The organism is Buttiauxella cochleicola (assembly GCF_021282435.1).
Lineage (GTDB): Bacteria > Pseudomonadota > Gammaproteobacteria > Enterobacterales > Enterobacteriaceae > Buttiauxella > Buttiauxella massiliensis.
Window position 1 is genome coordinate 219855 of sequence record NZ_JAJSOT010000006.1, and the last position, 20757, is coordinate 240611.

20 protein-coding genes are annotated in these 20757 nt (G+C 51.4%); 3 read left to right on the forward strand and 17 right to left on the reverse strand.

Annotation, left to right across the window (positions count from 1 at the left end):
• Positions 1-315: 315 nt before the first annotated feature.
• Positions 316-813, forward strand: a complete 498-nt coding sequence (yhhY, locus tag LVQ77_RS15600) for an N-acetyltransferase (protein WP_232904913.1) — start codon at positions 316-318, stop codon at positions 811-813.
• A gap of 42 nt (positions 814-855) precedes the next feature.
• On the opposite strand, the gene ggt is transcribed toward yhhY, so the two are convergent.
• Complete coding sequence (gene ggt, locus LVQ77_RS15605) at positions 856-2610, reverse strand: gamma-glutamyltransferase (RefSeq protein WP_232904916.1); 1755 nt, start codon at positions 2608-2610, stop codon at positions 856-858.
• A gap of 124 nt (positions 2611-2734) precedes the next feature.
• Between ggt and LVQ77_RS15610 the strand changes: the two genes are divergently transcribed.
• The gene (locus LVQ77_RS15610) at positions 2735-3184 is read left to right on the forward strand and encodes a DUF2756 family protein (RefSeq protein WP_151993792.1); all 450 of its coding nucleotides are present in this window, start codon (positions 2735-2737) and stop codon (positions 3182-3184) included.
• Positions 3185-3275: 91 nt separating this feature from the next.
• On the opposite strand, the gene ugpQ is transcribed toward LVQ77_RS15610, so the two are convergent.
• From ugpQ to livK, 11 genes are all read right to left on the reverse strand, one after another.
• A complete protein-coding gene (ugpQ, locus tag LVQ77_RS15615) occupies positions 3276-4016 on the reverse strand; it encodes a glycerophosphodiester phosphodiesterase (RefSeq protein ID WP_232904920.1) in 741 nt (246 codons plus the stop codon).
• Positions 4013-5083 (reverse strand): sn-glycerol-3-phosphate import ATP-binding protein UgpC, encoded by a 1071-nt coding sequence (locus tag LVQ77_RS15620; RefSeq protein ID WP_232904923.1) that lies wholly within the window; start codon positions 5081-5083, stop codon positions 4013-4015. Before LVQ77_RS15620 ends, ugpQ begins: the two co-directional genes overlap by 4 nt.
• Positions 5084-5086: 3 nt before the next feature.
• A complete protein-coding gene (gene ugpE, locus LVQ77_RS15625; protein WP_151993795.1) occupies positions 5087-5932 on the reverse strand; it encodes a sn-glycerol-3-phosphate ABC transporter permease UgpE in 846 nt (281 codons plus the stop codon).
• The gene (gene ugpA, locus LVQ77_RS15630; RefSeq protein WP_232904926.1) at positions 5929-6816 is read right to left on the reverse strand and encodes a sn-glycerol-3-phosphate ABC transporter permease UgpA; all 888 of its coding nucleotides are present in this window, start codon (positions 6814-6816) and stop codon (positions 5929-5931) included. The genes ugpE and ugpA overlap by 4 nt, the downstream gene beginning before the upstream one ends.
• Before the next feature lie 106 nt (positions 6817-6922).
• Complete coding sequence (gene ugpB, locus LVQ77_RS15635; RefSeq protein WP_064514633.1) at positions 6923-8242, reverse strand: sn-glycerol-3-phosphate ABC transporter substrate-binding protein UgpB; 1320 nt, start codon at positions 8240-8242, stop codon at positions 6923-6925.
• 164 nt (positions 8243-8406) lie between these two features.
• On the reverse strand, positions 8407-8682 hold the full coding sequence (locus LVQ77_RS15640) for a hypothetical protein (RefSeq protein ID WP_232904929.1): 276 nt from the start codon (positions 8680-8682) through the stop codon (positions 8407-8409).
• 122 nt (positions 8683-8804) lie between these two features.
• Complete coding sequence (gene livF, locus LVQ77_RS15645) at positions 8805-9518, reverse strand: high-affinity branched-chain amino acid ABC transporter ATP-binding protein LivF (RefSeq protein ID WP_034460504.1); 714 nt, start codon at positions 9516-9518, stop codon at positions 8805-8807.
• Between the two features lies 1 nt (position 9519).
• The gene (gene livG / locus LVQ77_RS15650) at positions 9520-10287 is read right to left on the reverse strand and encodes a high-affinity branched-chain amino acid ABC transporter ATP-binding protein LivG (protein WP_034460506.1); all 768 of its coding nucleotides are present in this window, start codon (positions 10285-10287) and stop codon (positions 9520-9522) included.
• Complete coding sequence (locus tag LVQ77_RS15655) at positions 10284-11570, reverse strand: high-affinity branched-chain amino acid ABC transporter permease LivM (protein ID WP_064514635.1); 1287 nt, start codon at positions 11568-11570, stop codon at positions 10284-10286. The genes livG and LVQ77_RS15655 overlap by 4 nt, the downstream gene beginning before the upstream one ends.
• Positions 11567-12493: a high-affinity branched-chain amino acid ABC transporter permease LivH gene (livH, locus tag LVQ77_RS15660; RefSeq protein WP_064514637.1), complete on the reverse strand. Its 927-nt coding sequence runs from the start codon at positions 12491-12493 to the stop codon at positions 11567-11569. The genes LVQ77_RS15655 and livH overlap by 4 nt, the downstream gene beginning before the upstream one ends.
• A 69-nt stretch (positions 12494-12562) precedes the next feature.
• The gene (livK, locus tag LVQ77_RS15665) at positions 12563-13672 is read right to left on the reverse strand and encodes a high-affinity branched-chain amino acid ABC transporter substrate-binding protein LivK (RefSeq protein WP_232863900.1); all 1110 of its coding nucleotides are present in this window, start codon (positions 13670-13672) and stop codon (positions 12563-12565) included.
• A 416-nt stretch (positions 13673-14088) separates the two neighbouring features.
• Here livK and panM point away from each other — a divergent pair, with 416 nt between their 5' ends.
• Positions 14089-14469, forward strand: a complete 381-nt coding sequence (gene panM / locus LVQ77_RS15670) for an aspartate 1-decarboxylase autocleavage activator PanM (protein ID WP_232863901.1) — start codon at positions 14089-14091, stop codon at positions 14467-14469.
• Positions 14470-14699: 230 nt separating this feature from the next.
• On the opposite strand, the gene LVQ77_RS15675 is transcribed toward panM, so the two are convergent.
• The 5 genes from LVQ77_RS15675 to ftsY form a co-directional block, all read right to left on the reverse strand.
• Complete coding sequence (locus LVQ77_RS15675; protein WP_151993803.1) at positions 14700-15803, reverse strand: branched-chain amino acid ABC transporter substrate-binding protein; 1104 nt, start codon at positions 15801-15803, stop codon at positions 14700-14702.
• 345 nt (positions 15804-16148) lie between these two features.
• On the reverse strand, positions 16149-17003 hold the full coding sequence (gene rpoH / locus LVQ77_RS15680; RefSeq protein ID WP_034460519.1) for an RNA polymerase sigma factor RpoH: 855 nt from the start codon (positions 17001-17003) through the stop codon (positions 16149-16151).
• A gap of 256 nt (positions 17004-17259) precedes the next feature.
• A complete protein-coding gene (ftsX, locus tag LVQ77_RS15685; protein WP_120066129.1) occupies positions 17260-18315 on the reverse strand; it encodes a permease-like cell division protein FtsX in 1056 nt (351 codons plus the stop codon).
• On the reverse strand, positions 18308-18976 hold the full coding sequence (gene ftsE, locus LVQ77_RS15690; RefSeq protein WP_154151018.1) for a cell division ATP-binding protein FtsE: 669 nt from the start codon (positions 18974-18976) through the stop codon (positions 18308-18310). The genes ftsX and ftsE overlap by 8 nt, the downstream gene beginning before the upstream one ends.
• A 2-nt stretch (positions 18977-18978) precedes the next feature.
• Complete coding sequence (ftsY, locus tag LVQ77_RS15695) at positions 18979-20625, reverse strand: signal recognition particle-docking protein FtsY (protein WP_232904931.1); 1647 nt, start codon at positions 20623-20625, stop codon at positions 18979-18981.
• Positions 20626-20757 lie beyond the last annotated feature (132 nt).

The window sequence follows — 20757 nt, forward strand, 5'->3', positions numbered from 1 at the left end:
AGGCGGCAAGGGAACGAATCCCGATGAGCTTACTTATGTAAGTGATTCGGGTGAGTGAGTGCAGCCAACACAGCTACAGCTTCAAATAAGCAGGGCAAAAAAAAGCCAGCAGAGCTGGCTAAAGTAATACTGGAAGCAATGTGAGCAATGTCGTGCTTTCAGGATGTCTCCGTAGGGGTCTCCCCTGAACGCATGGCAATAATAATCATTATCATTCGCACTTGTCTACTTTTTTTTAGAAATAATTGGCAGTTGACGAAAATTAAAAAATCAATAATGTTGAAGGGGTTACCTAACCAATTGAGGATAAAAGGAATGAGTGAAATCGTAGTTCGTCACGCGGAAATCGGAGATTTAGAATCCCTGCAGCAAATTTATGCCCAGCCTGCGCTATACCGTGACACGCTACATATCCCTCATCCTCCGCTAAAACTGTTCATCGATCGGATGGCCGACCTGAAGCCAGGCAGCCGTAACCTGGTCGCATGTATTGATGGCAAAGTTGTTGGCCAGCTTATGTTGATGGTAGAGCAGTCTGCGCGACGCAGCCACGTCGCGACATTTGGTATGGGCGTAGATAGCAACTATCAAGGCAGAGGTGTCGCCAGCGCACTTATGTCAGCGATGACCGACCTGTGTGATAACTGGTTGCGCGTCGAGCGTATCGAATTGACGGTGTTTGTTGATAACGCACCTGCTCTGGCAGTCTATCGTAAGTTCGGCTTTGAGACAGAAGGCACAGGCAAGAACTACGCACTGCGTGACGGGCAGTATGTGGATGCGTATTTTATGGCGCGATGTAAGCCAAATTGAAACGCCCTCGCCCTTTCCGTTTCTGGAAAGGGCGAGAACGGATTAATAACCCGCAGTCAAATCATCAACCGAACGCGGGTCAGAAGCGCCATATAGCGAGCCATCTGGCCCAACCATAATACTTTGCGTGCTTCCCATCGCCTCTTTCACCTGAACATTCTGCCCTTTCTCTTTCAGCAGTTTGATGGTGTCCGGGCTAAAGCCTTTTTCGACGCGTAACTCATCTGGCAGCCACTGATGATGGAACCGCGGCGCGTTGGTCGCTTCGGCGACGTTCATCCCATAATCGATGGTATTCATCACCATCTGCAGCACAGTGGTGATGATTCGGCTACCGCCAGGGCTACCGGTTACCAGCCAGGTTTTACCGTCTTTCACCACAATAGTTGGCGACATCGAAGACAAAGGGCGTTTATGCGGGCCAACGGCGTTGGCATCACCACCGACCAGCCCATAAACGTTTGGCACGCCTGGTTTAGCTGAGAAATCATCCATTTGGTTATTCATCAGGATACCGGTATTACCCGCCACAATGCCGGTACCAAATACAGTATTGAGCGTATAGGTCACTGCCACGGCGTTGCCATCTTTATCCACCACGGAGAAATGGGTGGTCTGGTTACTTTCATACGGTGCGAGTTTGCCGGGTTTGATTTCGCTCGACGGGCGCGCTTTGTTGATGTCTATCTGCTCCGCCAGTGATTTGGCATAGGCTTTGTTAGTCAGCGCTTGCCACGGCACTTTCACAAAATCCGGATCACCGAGGTATTCCGAGCGATCCGCATAAGCATATTTTTCAGCTTCTGCGGTAAGTTGCATCGCATCGGCGCTACCAAAACCGTATTTAGAGAGGTCGAAGTTTTCCAGAATATTGAGGATTTCAACGATGTGAATGCCACCAGACGACGGTGGAGGCATAGAGAAAATCTCGTAGCCGCGATAGGTACCGCTTATCGGCGCACGTTCGACAGCTTTGTAATTCGCAAGATCAGCCTTGCTAATTAACCCACCATTTTTTGCCATTTCGTCAGCAATCTGGTCGGCGATAACGCCTTTATAGAATGCGTCCGGCCCATTCTCAGCAATCATCTCAAGGCTTTTAGCGAGTTTGGTCTGTACCAGTTTGTCGCCCTTTTGCAGCGGTTCGCCATCAGCTTTCCAGAAAATAGCCTTGCTGTTTGGGTGATTCGGGAGCACTTCCGCGCCATAGACTTTCAGGTCTTCCGCCAGCGCATCATTCACTGTGAAACCGTCTTGCGCCAGTTTGATAGCGGGCTGGATAACTTTGTTTAGCGGCAAAGTACCGTACTTTTCCAGTGCCATGGAGAAGCCTGCCACAGTGCCTGGCGTACCTGAAGCCAGATGAGAAGTAAGGGATTTTTTGCTGTCAGCATTGCCCTGCGCATCGAGGAACATATCGCGCGTGGCTTTTTCCGGAGCCATTTCACGGAAATCAATGGCGGTGGTTTTACCGTCTTTGGTGCGCAGCATCATAAAGCCACCGCCACCGATATTACCCGCTTGCGGGTGTGTTACCGCCAGCGCAAAGCCCACGGCAACGGCGGCATCAACCGCGTTCCCACCTTGTTTAAGAATATCGACGCCCACTTGGGTGGCGAGGGAATCTTGCGAGGCAACCATGCCATTTTCAGCACGCACAGCATGATGCACATCGGCTTCAACCCCATAGGAAACCGGAGGCGGCGCGGCGCTGGCAGTCAGGCAGAGTCCAATCATTAGCGCGGGAATGCTTACCCAGCGCAGCATTTCAGAACGAAAAGTTTTCCACTGCTTCATCGTTATTTTCTCCATGCTTATCAGGGGCAATCCCCCGTTAAGCCTGGTCTAAAAATCCTAAATAACCATCGGGTTGGTGGAAAACGATTAAACTTAGTAGATCCCCCAAATGGAGGAAGTGACGATGAAAAAAATACTCATACTGGCGGCTTTGCTGCCATTGACCTGTTTGGCACAGCCAATTAATACCCTGAATAATCCAAACCAACCGGATTACCAGATCCCAAGTCAGCAACGGATGCAGCAACAGATGCAAACGCAGCAGATACAGCAAAAAGGGATGTTGAATCAGCAGTTACAAACGCAGACACGCATCCAGCAACAGCATCTGGAAGGGCAGATAAACAATAATTCGCAGCAGGACGTCTTTAAGGTGAAAAAAACGCTGCCCAATGAAATGGAAGTAGGAACGCAGCAGGTACTGCCAAATACCAATGGCGGGATGCTAAGTGGCAGCGGAAGTAGCAGCCAGGATCATATGCTGCAACCAAAAACCAATGGCAGCATGCTCAATCAAAACAGCAACTCGACTTCACTACAGCCGAATATCCCGCTGAAAACAATTGGGCCGTAAAGGAGATGGTGGGTGACGCTCGCGCTACCCACCTTACAATGCCGAAACTACTGGTCGGATAAGCTTGCGTCATCCGACATTGGGCAGCCATTTAGTCCGTAAAGTCCGCACCAATCTGGTCGATACGGTCAGTACAAATGGTATCGACTCCCCAGCGCAGCAGCGTTGCTGCGCGCTCGGGAACATTCACGGTATAAACCAGAATATGTAATCCAGCCGCTTTCAGTTGCTGTACGCGAGATTTATCAAGCAGTTTATGGTTCAGGTGAATGGAAACGCAGTCAAGTCGGGTGGTCAGCTCCCGCCAGTCATCACGCCACTCATCAAGTAACAACCCACGTGGAAGCTCAGGCACGGCATTTTGTGCCGCCTCCAGCGCTTCGATAGAAAACGAAGAGAGCAATGGATCGGTTTGCCCAAACCATAACTCCCGTGCCGCCAGTGCGATGACTTTCCCGGTTTCTCTATCGGTGCCCGTGGTCGGTTTAATTTCGATATTTGCCATCATGCCGTGTTGTTTACAACGCGCAGCAACCTGCGAAAGAAGAGGTAATGGCTCGCCTTTGAATTCGCCGCTAAACCAACTTCCCACATCAACACTCAGCAACTTATCCCACGGCAAATCGCCCGCGACTCCCCAACCATTGCTGGTGCGCTCAAGCGTGTCGTCATGCAGCAAGAAGATTTGCCCGTCTTTTGATAGTTTGGCGTCAAACTCAATCATGGTGTGGCCGTAGCGCGCACCGATATCAATAGCCGCCAGCGTATTTTCCGGTGCCAATTTTCCGCCACCACGATGGGCCGCGACTTTTGGGTATGGCCAGTTACTCATAAACGTTGTCCATTTTCTTTATCAAAGAAATGTAGATTATTTTCAGGCAGATACAGCCATAGAGTACTGCCGGGTTGCGGGCGTTCCTGATGCGACAGGCGCACCACCATTTTTTGCTCGCCCCAACGCCCGTGCACTAAATTATCTGCCCCCAGCATCTCCAGCGTGTCCACCACAAATGGCACGCCGCCTGCGGTTTGTGAGCTTAGCGCAATATGTTCCGGGCGGATACCCAGGGTAACAGCGCGGCCTCGTTGCAGATTTGCCGCGTTTCCCAGTGGCAACGCCATGCCGCCTGCCAGTTCAAAACGCGTGCCGTCGGCGCTGATATTTCCTTCCAGCAGGTTCATAGCAGGCGAACCAATAAAGCTCGCCACAAAACGGCTTGCCGGGCGCTCGTAGACTTCGACTGGCGTGCCGATTTGCTCTGCAACACCTTTGTTCATCACCATCACGCGCTGCGCAAGGGTCATCGCTTCAACCTGGTCGTGCGTGACGTACAAACTGGTGGTCTGCAGGCGGCGGTGTAACTGTTGTAGTTCCAGGCGCATCTGCACACGCAGCTTGGCATCAAGATTTGAAAGCGGTTCATCAAAAAGAAAAACCGCCGGGTCACGCACAATGGCACGGCCCATCGCCACGCGCTGGCGCTGCCCGCCAGAAAGCTCACGAGGGCGGCGTTTGAGCAAACCATCGAGTTCGAGAATACGCGCCGCTTCCACCACTTTCTGCTGAATATGCGCTTTACCCATACCGCGAATTTTCAGGCCCCAGGCCATGTTTTCTTCCACACTCATATGTGGATAAAGCGCGTAGTTCTGGAACACCATCGCGATGCCGCGTTCTTTCGGCTCCATTTCGGTGACGCGCTGGCGATCAATCCAGATATCACCACTGGTGACGCGTTCAAGCCCGGCAACCATACGTAACAACGTCGATTTTCCGCAGCCCGACGGCCCCACCATCACGATAAATTCACCGTCTGCGACATCCAGCGTCAGTGGCTGAATCACCTGGGTTTTATTGTCCCAACTTTTGGATACTGCCTGTAATTTCAGTCCTGCCATGGGTTATTTCTCACTATCCACTAAGCCACGCACAAACGCGCGTTGCATTACTAAAACGATGATGACCGGGGGAATAAGGGTCAGCAGCATGGCCGCCATTACCTGGTTCCACTGCGTAGAGCCTTCGCCAGACGACATCATCCCTTTGATACCCGCGACAGCCGTACCGAGGTTAACGTCGCTGATAATCAGCAACGGCCACAGATACTGATTCCAGCCGTAGATAAAGGTGATGACGAACAGCGCCGCCAGATTGGTTTTTGAGAGCGGCAAGACGATGTCGCGGAAGAAACGCATCGGCGTTGCACCATCGATGCGTGCCGCTTCCATTAACTCGTCGGGCAGCGTCATAAAGAACTGGCGGAACAGAAACGTGGCGGTCGCTGAAGCCATTAGTGGCAGCGTCAGGCCGGTGTAGCTATCGAGCATTTTAAGATTTGCGATGACTTCAACGGTTGGAAAAATACGCACTTCAACTGGCAGCATCAGGGTGATAAAGATCATCCAGAAGAACAGGTTACGCAGCGGAAAGCGGAACCAGACAATGGCAAAAGCGGAGAGCATCGACACCGTGATTTTGCCGATGGTAATCACCATCGCCATCACAAAGCTGTTTAGCAGCATCAGACCGAACGGCGCACTGTTAGCACCAACACCATGCGTCCAGATATAGGACATATTTTCCAGCAGATGCGTGCCCGGAATCAGCGTCATCGGCGTCTGAAATACGGCCTGGTTATCCAGTGTAGCCGCGACAAACGCCACATACATCGGGAACAGAATGACGATGATGCCAAGTATCAGCATGGTATGGCTGAAAATAGTCAGCCCACGACGATTCTCAATCATTGGTAACGCACCTTACGTTCCACGAAGCGGAACTGAATGACGGTCAGTATGATCACCAGGAACATCAGCACGACCGATTGTGCCGCCGAAGCGGAAAGATCGAGTCCGGCAAAACCTTCACGGTAAATTTTGTAGATTAGCGTGGTGGTTGCCTGCACTGGGCCACCGCCTGTTGCAGCGTCGATAACCGGGAAGGTATCGAAAAAGGCATATACCAGGTTCACGACCAGCAGGAAGAAACTGACCGGGGCAATCAGCGGCAGCGACAGTTTAAAGAAACGTCGTACCGGCCCTGCGCCATCAATCGATGCAGCCTCTACTAGCGAGCGAGGGATAGATTGCAATGCCGCAAAGAAGAACAGGAAGTTGTAGCTGATTTGCTTCCACACCGAGGCAAACACCACGAGGAACATCGCCTGGCCGCTATTTTGCGCGTGGTTCCAGTGGTAGCCAAACCCTTCCAGCACATGCGTTAACAGGCCGCGCCCTGGGTTAAACAGGAAGATCCACAGTACGGCAGCAATCGCTGGCGCTACCGCATACGGTAGCAGCATTAGCGTTTGGTAGATTCGGCTGCCGCGAATGACATAATCCGTGAGTGCCGCGAAAAAGAGCGACACCAGCAGGCCACTGCCAGCAACTAAGCCACTGAAAATCAATGTGGTGTAGAAAGAGTCGAGATAGTAACTGTCGTGGAAAAGCTGTTTAAAATTATCCAGCCCGACAAACGTGCTCGAAAGCCCAAACGGATCGACATTCTGGAGGGAGTACCACAACGCTTCGCCCGCAGGCCAAATGAAAAAGATAATGGTGATAACCAGTTGCGGCAGGACAAGGGCATACGGCAGCCAGCCTGAACGGAACACCGGACGAGAAGATGACATAGTGTTGCTCTTATAGAGATTAATGGTGGATGTCGCATGCGCTAATCCACCCTACAACGGCTTTCGTAGGTCGGATAAGCGAAGCGCCATCCGACATCAACAAAACTTAAGACTTCGTCGACTGCTCGAAACGGCGCAGCAGCTGATTTCCACGCTCAACCGCGCTATCTAACGCTTGTTGAGGGGTTTTCTTGCCGGTCCACACCGATTCCAGTTCTTCATCCACGATGGTACGAATCTGTGGCATGTTGCCCAGACGCAGACCTTTGGTGAATGGCAATGGTGGCTTGTTCATCATCTGGCGCGTAGCAATATCAGCGCCTGGATTTTTCTCGTAGAAGCCTTGTTCGCGCGTCAGGTCATAAGCCGCTTTGGTAATTGGCAGATAACCTGTTTTCTGGTGCCACTCAGCGGCGATTTCTGGCTGAGCAAGGAACTGCATAAACTCGGCAACGCCTTTGTAAGTCGCAGCGTCTTTACCCTGCATAACCCACAGACTTGCCCCACCGATAATGGCGTTTTGCGGTGCGTTCGGAATGGTTGAATCGTAAGGCATCATGCCCACGCCGTAGTTGAATTTGGCGTAATGGCGGATATCAGCAAGCGAACCGGAAGAGGCGGTTGTGATGGCGCAATCACCGTTGTAGAACTTTTCGGTGGATTCGTCTTTGCGGCCAAAGTAGCTGAAATCACCTTTCTTATTCAGCTCTTCCAGCAGAGCGATGTGTTTCACTTGCTCTGGTTTATTGAATTCCAGAACTGCGTCAGTACCGTCAAAACCGTTGTTTTTGGTAGCAACCGGCAAGCCGTTCCACGCGCTGAAGTTTTCAATTTGAATCCAGCCCTGCCAGCCGCTGGCGTAACCACACTTCATACCCGCCGCTTTCAGCTTCGCGGTGTATTCAGCCAGGTCCTGCCAGGTTTTTGGCGGCTGGTCCGGATTCAGGCCAGCTTTTTTAAAGGCGTCTTTGTTGTAATACAGCACTGGCGTTGAGCTGTTGAAAGGCTGGGAAAGCAGATGCCCGGTTTTCGCATCGGTGTAGTAACCAGAAACCGTCGGCACAAATTGGGATTCGTCGAACTTAATGCCCGCATCGTTAAACACTTCATACACCGGCTTGATAGCTTTCGAAGCCATCATGGTCGCGGTGCCGACTTCGTAAACCTGCAAAATGGCTGGCGCATTGCCCGAACGGAAAGCCGCAATCCCTGCCGCCAGGTTTTGTTCGTAGTTACCTTTATAAACCGGAACAATTTTGTAGTCAGGATGCGTCTGGTTAAAGCGTTGAGCCAGTGAGTCAACCTCTTTGCCCAACTCGCCTTCCATTGAATGCCAGAATGGAATGGAGGTGGCGGCGATAGCGCTGCTGCTAAATACGCATCCTAGCGCCAGGCAAATTGCTGTGTGTCGTAACGATGCAGTCATGTCTTATCTCTCTTGTTATGTGGCTAACAGCGCGAAAATACGCGTTTTTGTTCGCATCAAAACATGACATGCGCGAATGACAGAAAAATAACCGGGAGGTGACAGGATCGTGACGATGGGATGACGAAATAAAGACAAGGCGGCACAATCGCACCGCCAGGTGGTTAATGCTTAAAGTGATTTTCCCGATCGTTTAAGCGGCGTTTATCTTCACGGCGCTGTTTCTCACGCTCGATATCAGATTGGTTGCCAGCGGCATTTGGGCACTCAGCCGAAGGGAATGTCGCACACAGCGCTTTGTGCTGCTCTTGCGCTTGTACTGCGGCGGAAGGGGATTTTTCTTGCCAGATAGTGGGGTCAGCAGGATTAAACGTATGGTCCTTTTCTGCTGACTGGGCATGCCCTATAAAGAGCAGTGCTATAAGCATCAGGTATTTCATTATGATCTCCTTATCATTATCCATTTTGCGCAAACGGCTATAAAAAAACCGCTGAAGTAAAATACCACAGCGGTTTTTAATATGTATGAAATGTGACCAGCTCAGCGTCGTATAAGCATTTTTTAGCCGCCGAGGTAGGCGCTACGCACTGCTTCGTTAGCCAGTAATGCGTCACCTGTATCTTCAAGTACCACGTGGCCGTTTTCCAGCACGTAGCCACGGTCAGCAAGCTTCAACGCCTGGTTGGCGTTCTGCTCGACCAGGAAGATGGTCATGCCTTCGCTGCGCAATTTTTCGATGGTGTCGAAAATCTGCTGGATGATGATTGGCGCAAGACCGAGCGACGGTTCATCTAACAGCAATAGGCGCGGTTGGCTCATTAATGCACGGCCAATTGCCAGCATTTGTTGCTCACCACCGGACATCGTACCCGCACGCTGAATACGGCGCTCCAGCAAGCGCGGGAACAGTTCGTAAACGCGTTGGATACGTTCATGATACTGGTCGCGTTCCGCAAAGAAGCCACCCATAGCCAGGTTTTCTTCTACCGTCATACGGGAAAACACGCGGCGACCTTCCGGCACAATCGCCACTGCTTCACGCATGATGCGTGCGGTATGCCAGTCGGTGATGTCTTTACCATCAAAGGTAATCTTGCCGCTTGAAGCGCGCGGGTCACCACAAAGTGTTCCCAATAGCGTCGTTTTACCGGCACCGTTAGCGCCAATCAGAGTGACGATTTCGCCCTGCTTGATGTGCAGACTGACCTCATGAAGCGCCTGGATTTTTCCGTAGTGGGCGCTCACATGGTCAAATGACAACATGATATTTTCCATATTAAGCCTCACCCAAATATGCTCGGATTACGTCAGGGTTGTTACGGATTTGCTCCGGCGTGCCGTTCGCAAGCGGCGTCCCCTGGTTTACCACGTAAATCCTGTCAGAAATGCCCATCACCAGTTTCATATCATGCTCGATTAACAGCACGGTGGTGTTGTGATGGTTACGTAACTCCATGATTAACTCATCGAGCTCATGCGTTTCTTTCGGGTTAAGGCCAGCTGCGGGTTCATCAAGCATCAGAATTTCTGGCTGAGTCACCATGCAGCGTGCAATCTCAAGACGGCGCTGATCGCCATACGCCAGGTTGCTCGCCTGGCGGTTAGCCTGCTCAAGCAGACCAATACGATCAAGCCAGGTTGCAGCGCGGTCCAGCGCTTCGCTTTGTGAACGGCGAAAAGCTGGCGTTTTCAGCAGACCTGAGAACACACCGGTTTTCAGCTGCATATGCTGAGCAACCAGCAAGTTTTCAATCACGGTCATTTCGCGGAACAGACGCACGTGCTGGAAAGTACGCACCACGCCCATACGTGCAATTTGCTGACCCGGCAGCCCTTCAAGATGCTGATCACGCAACAGAATCGTACCGCCTGATGGCTTGTAGAAGCCGGTCAGGCAGTTAAACACCGTGGTTTTACCGGCACCGTTAGGGCCGATTAACGAAACAATTTCTTGTGGATGCAGTTCCAGAGAAACATTGTTTACGGCGAGCAGGCCGCCAAAACGCATCATCAAGCCGTTTACGGATAACAATGGCTGACTCATGCCTGCTCTCCTTTCACTTGTTCCACTTGCTCTTTTTTAAGCTTCAATTGCGGACGTGACATCGGCAGCAAGCCTTGTGGACGCCAGATCATCATCAGCACCATCAAGCCACCAAGCACCAACATGCTGTATTCGTTCAGATCACGCATCAATTCACGCGATACCACCAGCAGCACGGCGGCGAGGATAACGGCAAATTGCGAGCCCATACCGCCCAGCACGACAATCGCCAGTACGAATGCCGATTCGGCAAAAGTGAAGGACTCCGGGCTAACAAAGCCCTGGCGTGCAGCGAACAGCGTACCGGCAAAGCCTGCAAACGCGGCGCTAATAGTGAATGCGGTCAGCTTGATACGAGTTGGGTTCAGACCCAGTGAGCGGCATGCGATTTCATCTTCACGCAACGCTTCCCACGCACGGCCCAGCGGCATCCGCAGCAGTCGGTTAATCACAAACAGCGACAATACAACCAGCAACAGCGCAACCAGATACAGGAAGATAATCCTGTCACCGGGGTTGTATGCAACGTTAAAGAAGTTGCTGAAAGTGTCCCACCCGCCTTCACGCGTGCTACGGCTGAACTCCAGACCGAACAGCGTTGGTTTTGGGATCTGGCTGATGCCGTTCGGACCACCGGTAATTTCGGTGTTGTTGAGCAGCAAAATACGGACAATTTCACCAAAGCCGAGCGTCACAATCGCGAGGTAGTCGCCGCGTAAACGCAACACCGGGAAGCCAAGCAGGAAACCTGCCGCCGCAGACACCAGGCCCGCAATTGGCAAGCATGTCCAGAAGCCTAAACCGTAGTAGTGGTTGAGCAGCGCAAAGGTATAAGCGCCGATGGCATAAAAACCGCCGTAGCCCAGCACCAGCAAGCCAGACAAACCGACAACCACGTTCAGGCCAAGGCCGAGAATGATATAAATCATGGTGAGCGTGGCGATATCCACCGTACCGCGTGACACCACAAACGGCCACGCAACCGCAAGCACCAACAGTGCCGCCAGGAACAGTTTCTGTTTCGGTGTAGAACCATCTAACGCAGGCAGCACAAACTTCGGCCCGGAGACTTTTTTCATGCCTTTCTGGAATGCAGGGCGCAGCAACTGGAAGACGAAGACAATCGCCGTACCAATCAACACCCATTCCCAGCGCACTGTTTCCGCGCTGTGGACTACAAGCTTAGTACCATCGAGACTCAGCTGAACGCCCATAAAGACGCCCGCCAGCACGAAAAATATGGCTGCCGAAAGCAGCGCCAAAACAACATGCATCGGCTTCATACTTTTTCTACCTCCGGGCGACCCAGGATACCGGTAGGCATAACCAGCAGTACCACGATGAGCAGCGCAAAGGAGACAACATCTTTATATTCAGTGCTCAGATACGCGGAGGTCAGCGCTTCTGCAACACCTAAAATCAGGCCACCAATCATCGCACCAGGGATACTGCCGATACCGCCAAGTACCGCTGCGGTGAAGGCTTTCATCCCGGCCATAAAGCCGATGTAGGGGTTGATAACGCCGTAGAACTGGCCGAGCAGTACACCTGCAACCGCAGCCATGGCTGCACCAATCACGAAGGTCAGGGAGATAACGCGGTCGGTGTTAATTCCGAGCAGGCTCGCCATTTTCAAATCTTCTGCACACGCGCGGCACGCACGGCCCATGCGGGAGTAGCGAATAAACAGCGTCAGCGCGAGCATCGCAAGGAACGTCACCACCCAAATCACCAACTGCATGGTGGTAATGGTTGCGGTGAAGTTGTCGCTGGCACCGACGACCCACTGGCCGTTAAACAGGCTTGGCAGCGCAATATCACGTGAACCTTCGGTCAGGCTGACGTAGTTTTGCAGGAAGATAGACATCCCGATAGCAGAGATCAGTGCAATCAGACGCTTAGAGTTACGCACTGGTTTGTAGGCAACGCGCTCGATGCTCCAACCGTAGGCACTGGCGATGACAATGGCACCAATAAAACCTGCACCAACCAGCATCCAGCCCACGTCAATGCCCATCATCATCAGCGCTGCGATGATCATAAACGAGACGTAGCTGCCGATCATATATACCTCGCCATGGGCGAAGTTGATCATGCCGATAATGCCGTAAACCATGGTGTAACCGATGGCTATCAACGCGTAAGTACTGCCCAGCGTGACGCCGTTAAACATCTGTTGCAGGAAGTAGAGGAACTGCTCGGACATACAATAACCTTATTTATTCCTCCCCAACGCATAGCCGCCGGGGAGGTGGGATGACCCAGATTTGCCGATCTATTTAGCTACGGAAGACGAACCGTCGGCATGCCACTGGAAGACACCAAAATCAAATCCCTTCAGATCGCCTTTCTCATCCCAGTTCAGCGGCCCAATCACGGTTTTCGCACCGTTTGCTTTCAAATCTTTGATTAAATCAGCAGGTTCTTCACTGCCGGTACGCTCAAGTGCTGTAGCCAGAGATTGCACTGCTGCGTAAGTAATCCATACATACGGACCACTTGGATCTTTCTTCTCAGCTTTCAGCTCATCAACGATAGCTTTGTTCGCTGGGTCCTGGTCATAGCGTTTTGGCATAGTCACTAACATGCCTTCGCCCGCCGCACCTGCGATGTTAGACAGTGATGCGTTACCCACACCCTCTGGACCCATAAACTGAGTTTTCAGGCCAACAGCACGTGCCTGACGCAGAATCTGACCCATTTCCGGGTAGTAACCACCGTAGTATACGAAGTCGATGTTCTCTTTTTGCAGACGCGCAACCAGCGTGGAGAAGTCTTTATCGCCCGCGGTGATACCGTCGAAGAAGACGATGTTCGCGCCGCCTTTCTTCAAGCCATCCTGTACAGAACGCGCCAGGCCTTCGCCATATTGCTGTTTGTCATGAATGACCGCGATGCGCTTCGGTTTTACAGTGTCGAGAATGTATTTAGACGCCGTTGGGCCCTGGGAAGAATCCAGGCCCGCGGTACGCATAATCATTTTGTAACCACGAGCAGTCAGTTCTGGGTTAGTTGCACCAGGGGTTATCATCAGGATGCCTTCGTCTTCGTAGATATCAGACGCAGGCTGAGTGGAAGAGGAGCAAAGGTGGCCAATAACATAACGCACACCGTCGTTAACGATTTTGTTGGCAACCGCTACTGCTTGTTTCGGGTCACAAGCATCGTCGTATTCAACCGCAACAAGTTTGTCGCCTTTGATGCCGCCTTTAGCGTTGATGTCTTTAATTGCCTGGCGCGCGCCGTTAAATTCCATGTCGCCCCACTGCGCAACCGGGCCAGACATTGCACCAACAACCGCAACTTTGATGTCTGCTGCGGTTGCCGCGTGAGACACCGCCAGCGCAATAACCCCAGCGAGTAATGTCTTCGCGTTCATTTTCATAGATCCAATTCCTGTTCGTGATTATGTGGTTTTATAGTGACCAAAAAACGCACTGTGCGTTTTTTAGGCTTTAACCATTTTTATGAGTGCCTTTAAGGGCTTAGCGCTAAAATTTACAATTTTTAAAGCTAAACTCTCTATTTTTCAGGCTATTAAGCAAAGATATTATTCTGTATTTGCTCATAGTTAAACAAAAAAAAGCAGCTTTTTCAGCATAAAATAGCGATACAAAGAGCGGAATAAAACACTAGGTTTTAGGGTTTTATACTGACCATATTTCAATCTACCGCTTATCGAACTGGCATACGTTTGCCGCAAAAATTAATCGTCTGGTATATGACAGATAAAAGATAAAGCGTCTGGCGCAAATAAATTGGTTACACTCGGGGTTTTCCCGCTTTTTGGTTAGCTCGCTTATGAAACTCACCATCATTCGTCTGTTTGAGTGTAGTGCTCAGGATGAGATCGATCTTGCTAAGATCTGGCCGGAATACTCCAGCGCTTCGCTTGCTTTGACGGATACTCACAGAATTTATGCTGCAAAATTTAATGATCGGCTGCTCGGTGCGGTTCGCGTTACGCTCGCGGGCAATGAAGCCGCGCTGGATTCGCTACGAGTACGCGAAATCACCCGTCGCCGTGGCGTTGGGCAGTATCTGGTCGAAGAAGTGATTCGTGATAATCCTGACATCATCGCCTGGTGGATGAACGATGCAGGCGTAGAAGACCGTGATGTGATGACGGCGTTTATGCAGGCGGTAGGTTTTGCGGAGCAAAGTGGTGGCTGGAAGAAGTGATAACTGTTTGGTTATCACTTCTTCCATCATTTATCGAAGTATTTCGTGCTGCAGAAAGGCGGCAAGTTGTGAAATCCCCGGGAGCTTACATCAGTAAGTGACCGGGGTTAACAAATCTGTCAGGAACAGATTTGAACGCTGCTTGCAGCGGCCCTACAAGGGCGAGGCCCAAGGATGGGCCGAGTAACAACGTAGCCAACGCATCTGCGGCGCGAAAGGTGCCCGATAAATTATTTGGCGTCGGTAGCAGTACCGTTCGCATGCCACGTAAACACGCCGAACTCAAAGCCTTTCAGGTCGCCTTTCTGATCCCAGCTCAATGGCCCCATTACGGTTTCCACAGTGGCACCTTTCAGATAGGTAGCGATTTCAGCTGGATCTTCTGACTTGTTCAGGCCAGCCGCCAGCGATTGCAGTGCTGCGTATGTGGTCCATACGAATGCGCCACTTGGATCTTGTTTCTTCGCTTTGATGGCATCCACAACCGGTTTGTTCGCAGGAACCTGGTCGTAGTTCTTCGGCTTAGTCACTAACAGGCCTTCAGCAGACTCACCAGCAATGTTAGACAAAGAAACGTTCGCTACACCTTCCGGGCCCATGAACTGAGTTTTCAGGCCTGCTGCACGAGACTGACGCAGGATCTGTCCCATTTCCGGGTGGTAGCCACCGTAGTAAACGAAGTCGATGTTCTCTTTCTTCAGGCGTGCCACCAGCGTGGAGAAGTCTTTCTCGCCTGCGGTGATACCGTCAAAGAACACCACGTTAGCGCCGCCTTTTTTCAGGTTGTCCTGAACGGATCGCGCCAGGCCTTCGCCATACTGTTGTTTGTCATGAATGACCGCGATGTTTTTCGGTTTCACATGATCAAGGATGTATTTCGCAGCCGTTGGGCCCTGATCGGAGTCCAGGCCTGTGGTACGCATAGTTAATTTGTACCCACGGGAAGTCAGCTCAGGAGCCGTTGCCGCAGGGGTGATCATTAGAACACCTTCGTCTTCGTAGATATCAGACGCTGGCTGAGTGGAAGAAGAACACAAGTGGCCGATTACATATTTGATGCCATCGTTAACCACTTTGTTGGCGACAGCCACGGCTTGTTTCGGGTCACAAGCATCGTCATATTTGGTGATAACCAGCTTGTCGCCTTTGATGCCGCCTTTGGCATTAATGTCAGCAACCGCTTGTTCTGCGCCGGTAAACTCCTGGTCGCCATATTGAGCAACCGGGCCAGACATCGCCCCTACGACCGCAACTTTGATGTCCTTAGCAAATGCTGCATTGCTCATCGCAAGTGCAATACAACCAGCCAATAACGCTTTGCCCTTCATTTTCATCCTGAGATCCCCATTTTTGTTGTGATTGGTATTTACCCATCATCCTTCAAGCTGCAGGGGTGTTGGCTGCACTCACTTACCCGAATCACTTACCTTAGTAAGCTCATCGGGATAAGCTCCCTGGCCGCCTACCTGCAACTCGAATGCTAATGGGTAATTGTTGTGTTGTTTTGGCACGATTTTATTTTTGATTTACGAATACCGCGCGTGCCTTCACCGCATTCAGAGTTAAAAACATACCCGAATTTGCGGTTTTTGGAATAACAATTTTTTCACAATAGGGAAGGAAAGTGACAGGCATAAAAAAACCGCCCCGGAAGGCGGTTTTTTATCTGACGGAAGAACTTACGCTTCGATGGCCATGCGCAGTTTTTTCATTGCGTTCTTTTCAAGCTGGCGCACACGCTCAGCGGAAACGCCGTAGCGATCGGCCAGTTCTTGCAATGTGCTCTTGTTTTCTTCGTCGAGCCAACGGGCACGGATAATATCCTGACTACGTTCGTCCAGGCCTAACATGGCGTCGCTGAGTTTATCAGCCGCGTGCGATTCCCAGTTGTCGTCTTCAATGCCATCGGCAAAGTTAGAAGACTTATCCTGCAAGAACAGCACAGGAGCCATTGGCGCGCTGTCTGAATCGTCGTCGTTGCCCATGTCGAACGTCATGTCCTGCGCCGCCATACGAGATTCCATTTCACGGACATCTTTGCTGGAAACACCCAGCTCGTTGGCAACCATTTCCACTTCGTCCTGGTTGAACCAACCCAGACGTTGTTTAGTTTTACGCAGGTTAAAGAACAACTTACGTTGTGCTTTAGTGGTTGCCACTTTCACAATACGCCAGTTACGCAGAACGTATTCGTGAATTTCAGCTTTGATCCAGTGCACGGCGAACGACACCAGACGGACACCCACTTCAGGGTTAAAACGGCGCACAGCCTTCATCAGGCCGATGTTGCCTTCCTGGATCAAGTCAGCCTGCGGCAAACCATAGCCCGAGTAATTACGAGCGATATGAACAACAAAGCGCAGGTGAGACAGGATCAGCCTTTTCGCTGCTTCCAGATCGCCCTGGTAATGCAGCTTTTCAGCCAGCTCCTTCTCTTCCTCAGCCGTTAACATCGGCCAGGAATTAGCGGCCCGGATATAAGATTCCAGGTTACCAACAGGGGCTAAAGCTAAATTTTGCATTTCTTTGGTCATTCAAACCCTCTCTTAAGACTAACGTACAGGTTGCTACACCATGCTGCACCTGACCACACGTCAAGCGCCAAACCGTACCATCCACAGTAAACTCAGACAGTGACGTTATCCACAAGTTCACTGTAAAGCTGTGCATATATTACACACAAAATGTGACAGAGCTATGAAACTGGGCAGGAGAAACACATACCGAGGTGGGAGCGTGTCCCCTGCTGACGGGTACTTCGTAGCAGGGAACAAGTATATCAAAAAATTTTTACTCTGGGGTAAAACGACGTAAATGTTGTACCGTTGCGATCCATGCCGCCAACCATCCACTCATGGAAGCAACCAGCAGCAACAGCAGACATTCATCGAAACCTAAGCCCGTCAAATCGAACTTTGTGCCGAAGACTTGCGCCACTTGAGTGACCGCCGACGACAAACGCCACACCAGAATTTCGGTCAAAATCAGTGACAAAAACGCACCGCTAAAGCCTAACAACGCGCCGCCATACAAGAATGGGCGCAGAATAAATCCATCCGTTGCACCAATCAGTTTTTGCACGTTGATGGTGTCGCGACGGGCAAAAATGCTCAGGCGCACGCTGTTACCAATCACCAGGAACACCGCCGCTACCATTAGCACACCAATCATCGCAGCGACCCGGCCTACAAGGCCAGTCAGCGAAGCCAGGCGTGCAAACCAGCTATCATCCATGCGCACTTCATCGACACCGTTAATGCGCGCTACGCGGTCACGCAAAGTATTCAGGTGGTCGGTGGTCTGGAAATCGAGTTTCGGGTTCACCACGGCAACGGCAGGCAGCGGGTTTTCTTCCAGCATATCCAGCGCGCCACCAAAGCCCGACCAGTTACGGAACTCACCCAGCGCTTCGTCACGCGAAAGATAGTTAACTTTATCGACGCCCTCTTCCGCCTGAATCGCGCCAACCACTTGCTGCGCGGCGTTGTCGTCCAGCGCTTTATCGAGGTAAACGGTGATTTGCGGCGAAGGATAATACTGCGTAGCGGCCTGGTTCACGTTCTTGTAAACCATGTAGCACACGCTAGGCAGCGTCAGTGAGATGGCGATAACCATCACCGTCAAAAACGTGGCTATAGGCTTGCTGCGTAAGTCTTGTAGCGCCCCCTGCCAGGCGTAGCGGAACTGTTCGTTCACACCACCTTTGAGGGATTTGCTTTTCGATTGAGGCCCTTTACCGCGTTTTTTCACCGAGCGGCCTAAATCTCCTAACTTATTCAGCGAGTTGATTTTATCCAGCTTGTTGCTGAAACGCTTTATGTGATTGAGCGCGCTGCGTTTATTCACCTGCCAGGCCTCCATGCAAATGGCCGTCACTTAACGTCAACATGCGATAATTACGACGGGATATCAGGCTCATGTCGTGCGTTGCCATCAGAACCGTTACGCCCACACGGTTAAACTCTTCGAACAGACGCAAAATCCCTTCCGAGAGTGCATCATCAAGGTTACCGGTTGGTTCATCCGCCAACAAAACGGCTGGCTTATTCACTACCGCGCGGGCAATACCCACGCGCTGTTGTTCACCGCCAGAGAGTTGGATCGGAAGGTTTTTCGCTTTATCGAGCAGGCCGACTTTATCCAGTGCCGCACTAACGCGACGGCGAATATCTTCGCCACTGGCACCCGCGATGATCAGCGGGATTGCCACGTTGTCGTACACGGTTCTGTCCATCAACAGATGGTGATCCTGGAAGATCATTCCAATCTGGCGACGCAGGAACGGCACTTCGCGGCTCTTGAGGCGGCTAATATCATGGCCGCCAAAAGCAATCTTCCCGGCACTTGGCCGCTCGATACCGCAGATAAGCTTGAGCAGGGTACTTTTCCCCGCGCCTGAGTGGCCGGTCAGGAAAGCCATCTCGCCAGGTTGCATATGGAAGGTCACTCCCTGCAACGCTTGTCTCCCACCGAGATAGGCCTTACTAACGTGTTCAAAGCGAATCATGGTTAATCCTCTCGGGCAAAAAGTGCCTCAATAAAATCGCCCGCATTAAACGGACGCAAGTCCTCAATACGCTCGCCGACGCCAATATAGCGAATCGGAATACCAAACTGATCGGCAACGGAGAAAATCACGCCGCCTTTGGCTGTACCATCGAGTTTGGTTAGCGTAATGCCTGTCAATCCAACGGCTTCATGGAACAATTTAGCCTGGCTAATCGCATTCTGCCCGGTGCTGGCATCGAGGGTGAGCATAACCTCATGCGGTGCGTCTTCGTCCAGTTTTTTCATTACGCGGACGATTTTCTTCAGCTCTTCCATCAGGTGCGCTTTGTTCTGCAAACGCCCGGCGGTGTCCGCCAGAAGTACGTCGACATTTCGTGCTTTCGCGGCCTGAATGGCATCGAAAATCACTGAGGCGGAATCAGCACCTGTGTGCTGAGCAATAACAGGAATATTGTTACGATCGCCCCACACCTGCAGTTGCTCTACCGCAGCGGCTCGGAAGGTATCACCCGCCGCCAGCATCACAGATTTGCCTTCCTGCTGGAACTGACGAGCCAGTTTGCCGATGGTGGTGGTTTTACCCACACCATTGACGCCAACCATCAGGATAACGAACGGCGTTTTGCCTTCAACTTTGAGCGGCTCATCGACTTTCGCCAGAATTTCACCCATCTCTTCTTTCAGCAGACCGTACAACGCTTCGGCGTCACGCAGGTCTTTACGGCTCGCGCCTTCTGTCAGATTGGTGATGATTTTGCGCGTTGTTTCAACGCCCACATCGGCGATAAGCAATTGCTCTTCGAGCTCTTCAAACAGATCATCGTCGATTTTCTTGCCGCGGAACAGACTGATAAATCCGGAACCGAGGTTCTGTTTGGTTTTAATCAGGCTGCGTTTAAGGCGAGCAAAGAAACCTTCTTTGGTTGGTCGCTCTTGTTCGTGCTGAACTTCTTCGGCTTGAGACTCTTCAGGCTCCAGTTCCGCCGCAGCTTCTTCGACGATAACGGCCGCAACAGGAATGTCTTCAACGACTTCTTCTACCGGAGCTTCTTCAGCAACAACTTCTTCAACAATTACGTCTTCAACTACGATAGCTTCAACCGGAGCGACTGCAATTTCTTCAGGCTCAACAACCGTTTCAACAGCAGTTTCCGCAACGACAGGTTCTTGCTCAGGCTGCCACTCTTCTAATGATTCAACCTGTACCGCTTCTGGCGCGACTATCTCTTCAGGAACCGGTAGCTCTTCGTGTTCGACCACAGCTTGCGCGGTAACTTCTGGTTCTGGCTCTGGTTCCGGAATGATTTCCGGTTCAACCGCAGCCACTTCGCTTTCGACGAGTTTTTCAGTGACTTCTACGATCTCTTCAGCGAAGGCTTCAGGTTCTTCATGCTTTTCAAGCACAACAGGTTCAGCTTCAGGCAAAACTTCTGGCTGAATCTCAGTTTGTGCTTCCGGCTTAGTCTCTTCTGGCTGGGCAGTTTCGTCAGCGGCTTGCGGTTGTTCAGATTCAACAATCTGCTCAACAACCTCTTCGGCAACCGGTTGTTCTTCTGCTACTTTTTGTTCTGGTTCTTGTTCAGAAGCCTGCTCTTTCTGGCCAAAGCCTAGCCATGAAAAAAAGCCACGTTTTTTCTCTTTCGCCATTTGCGAACACACTCCTCGCTGTTAATTCATGGCACAGGCCCGATTGAGCATGCCACGGGCACTGAAAATAATTATCTAAGGAATGCCTTAGTCTATCACTTTCCCCGCCTTACACACACCGTTACACTAGAC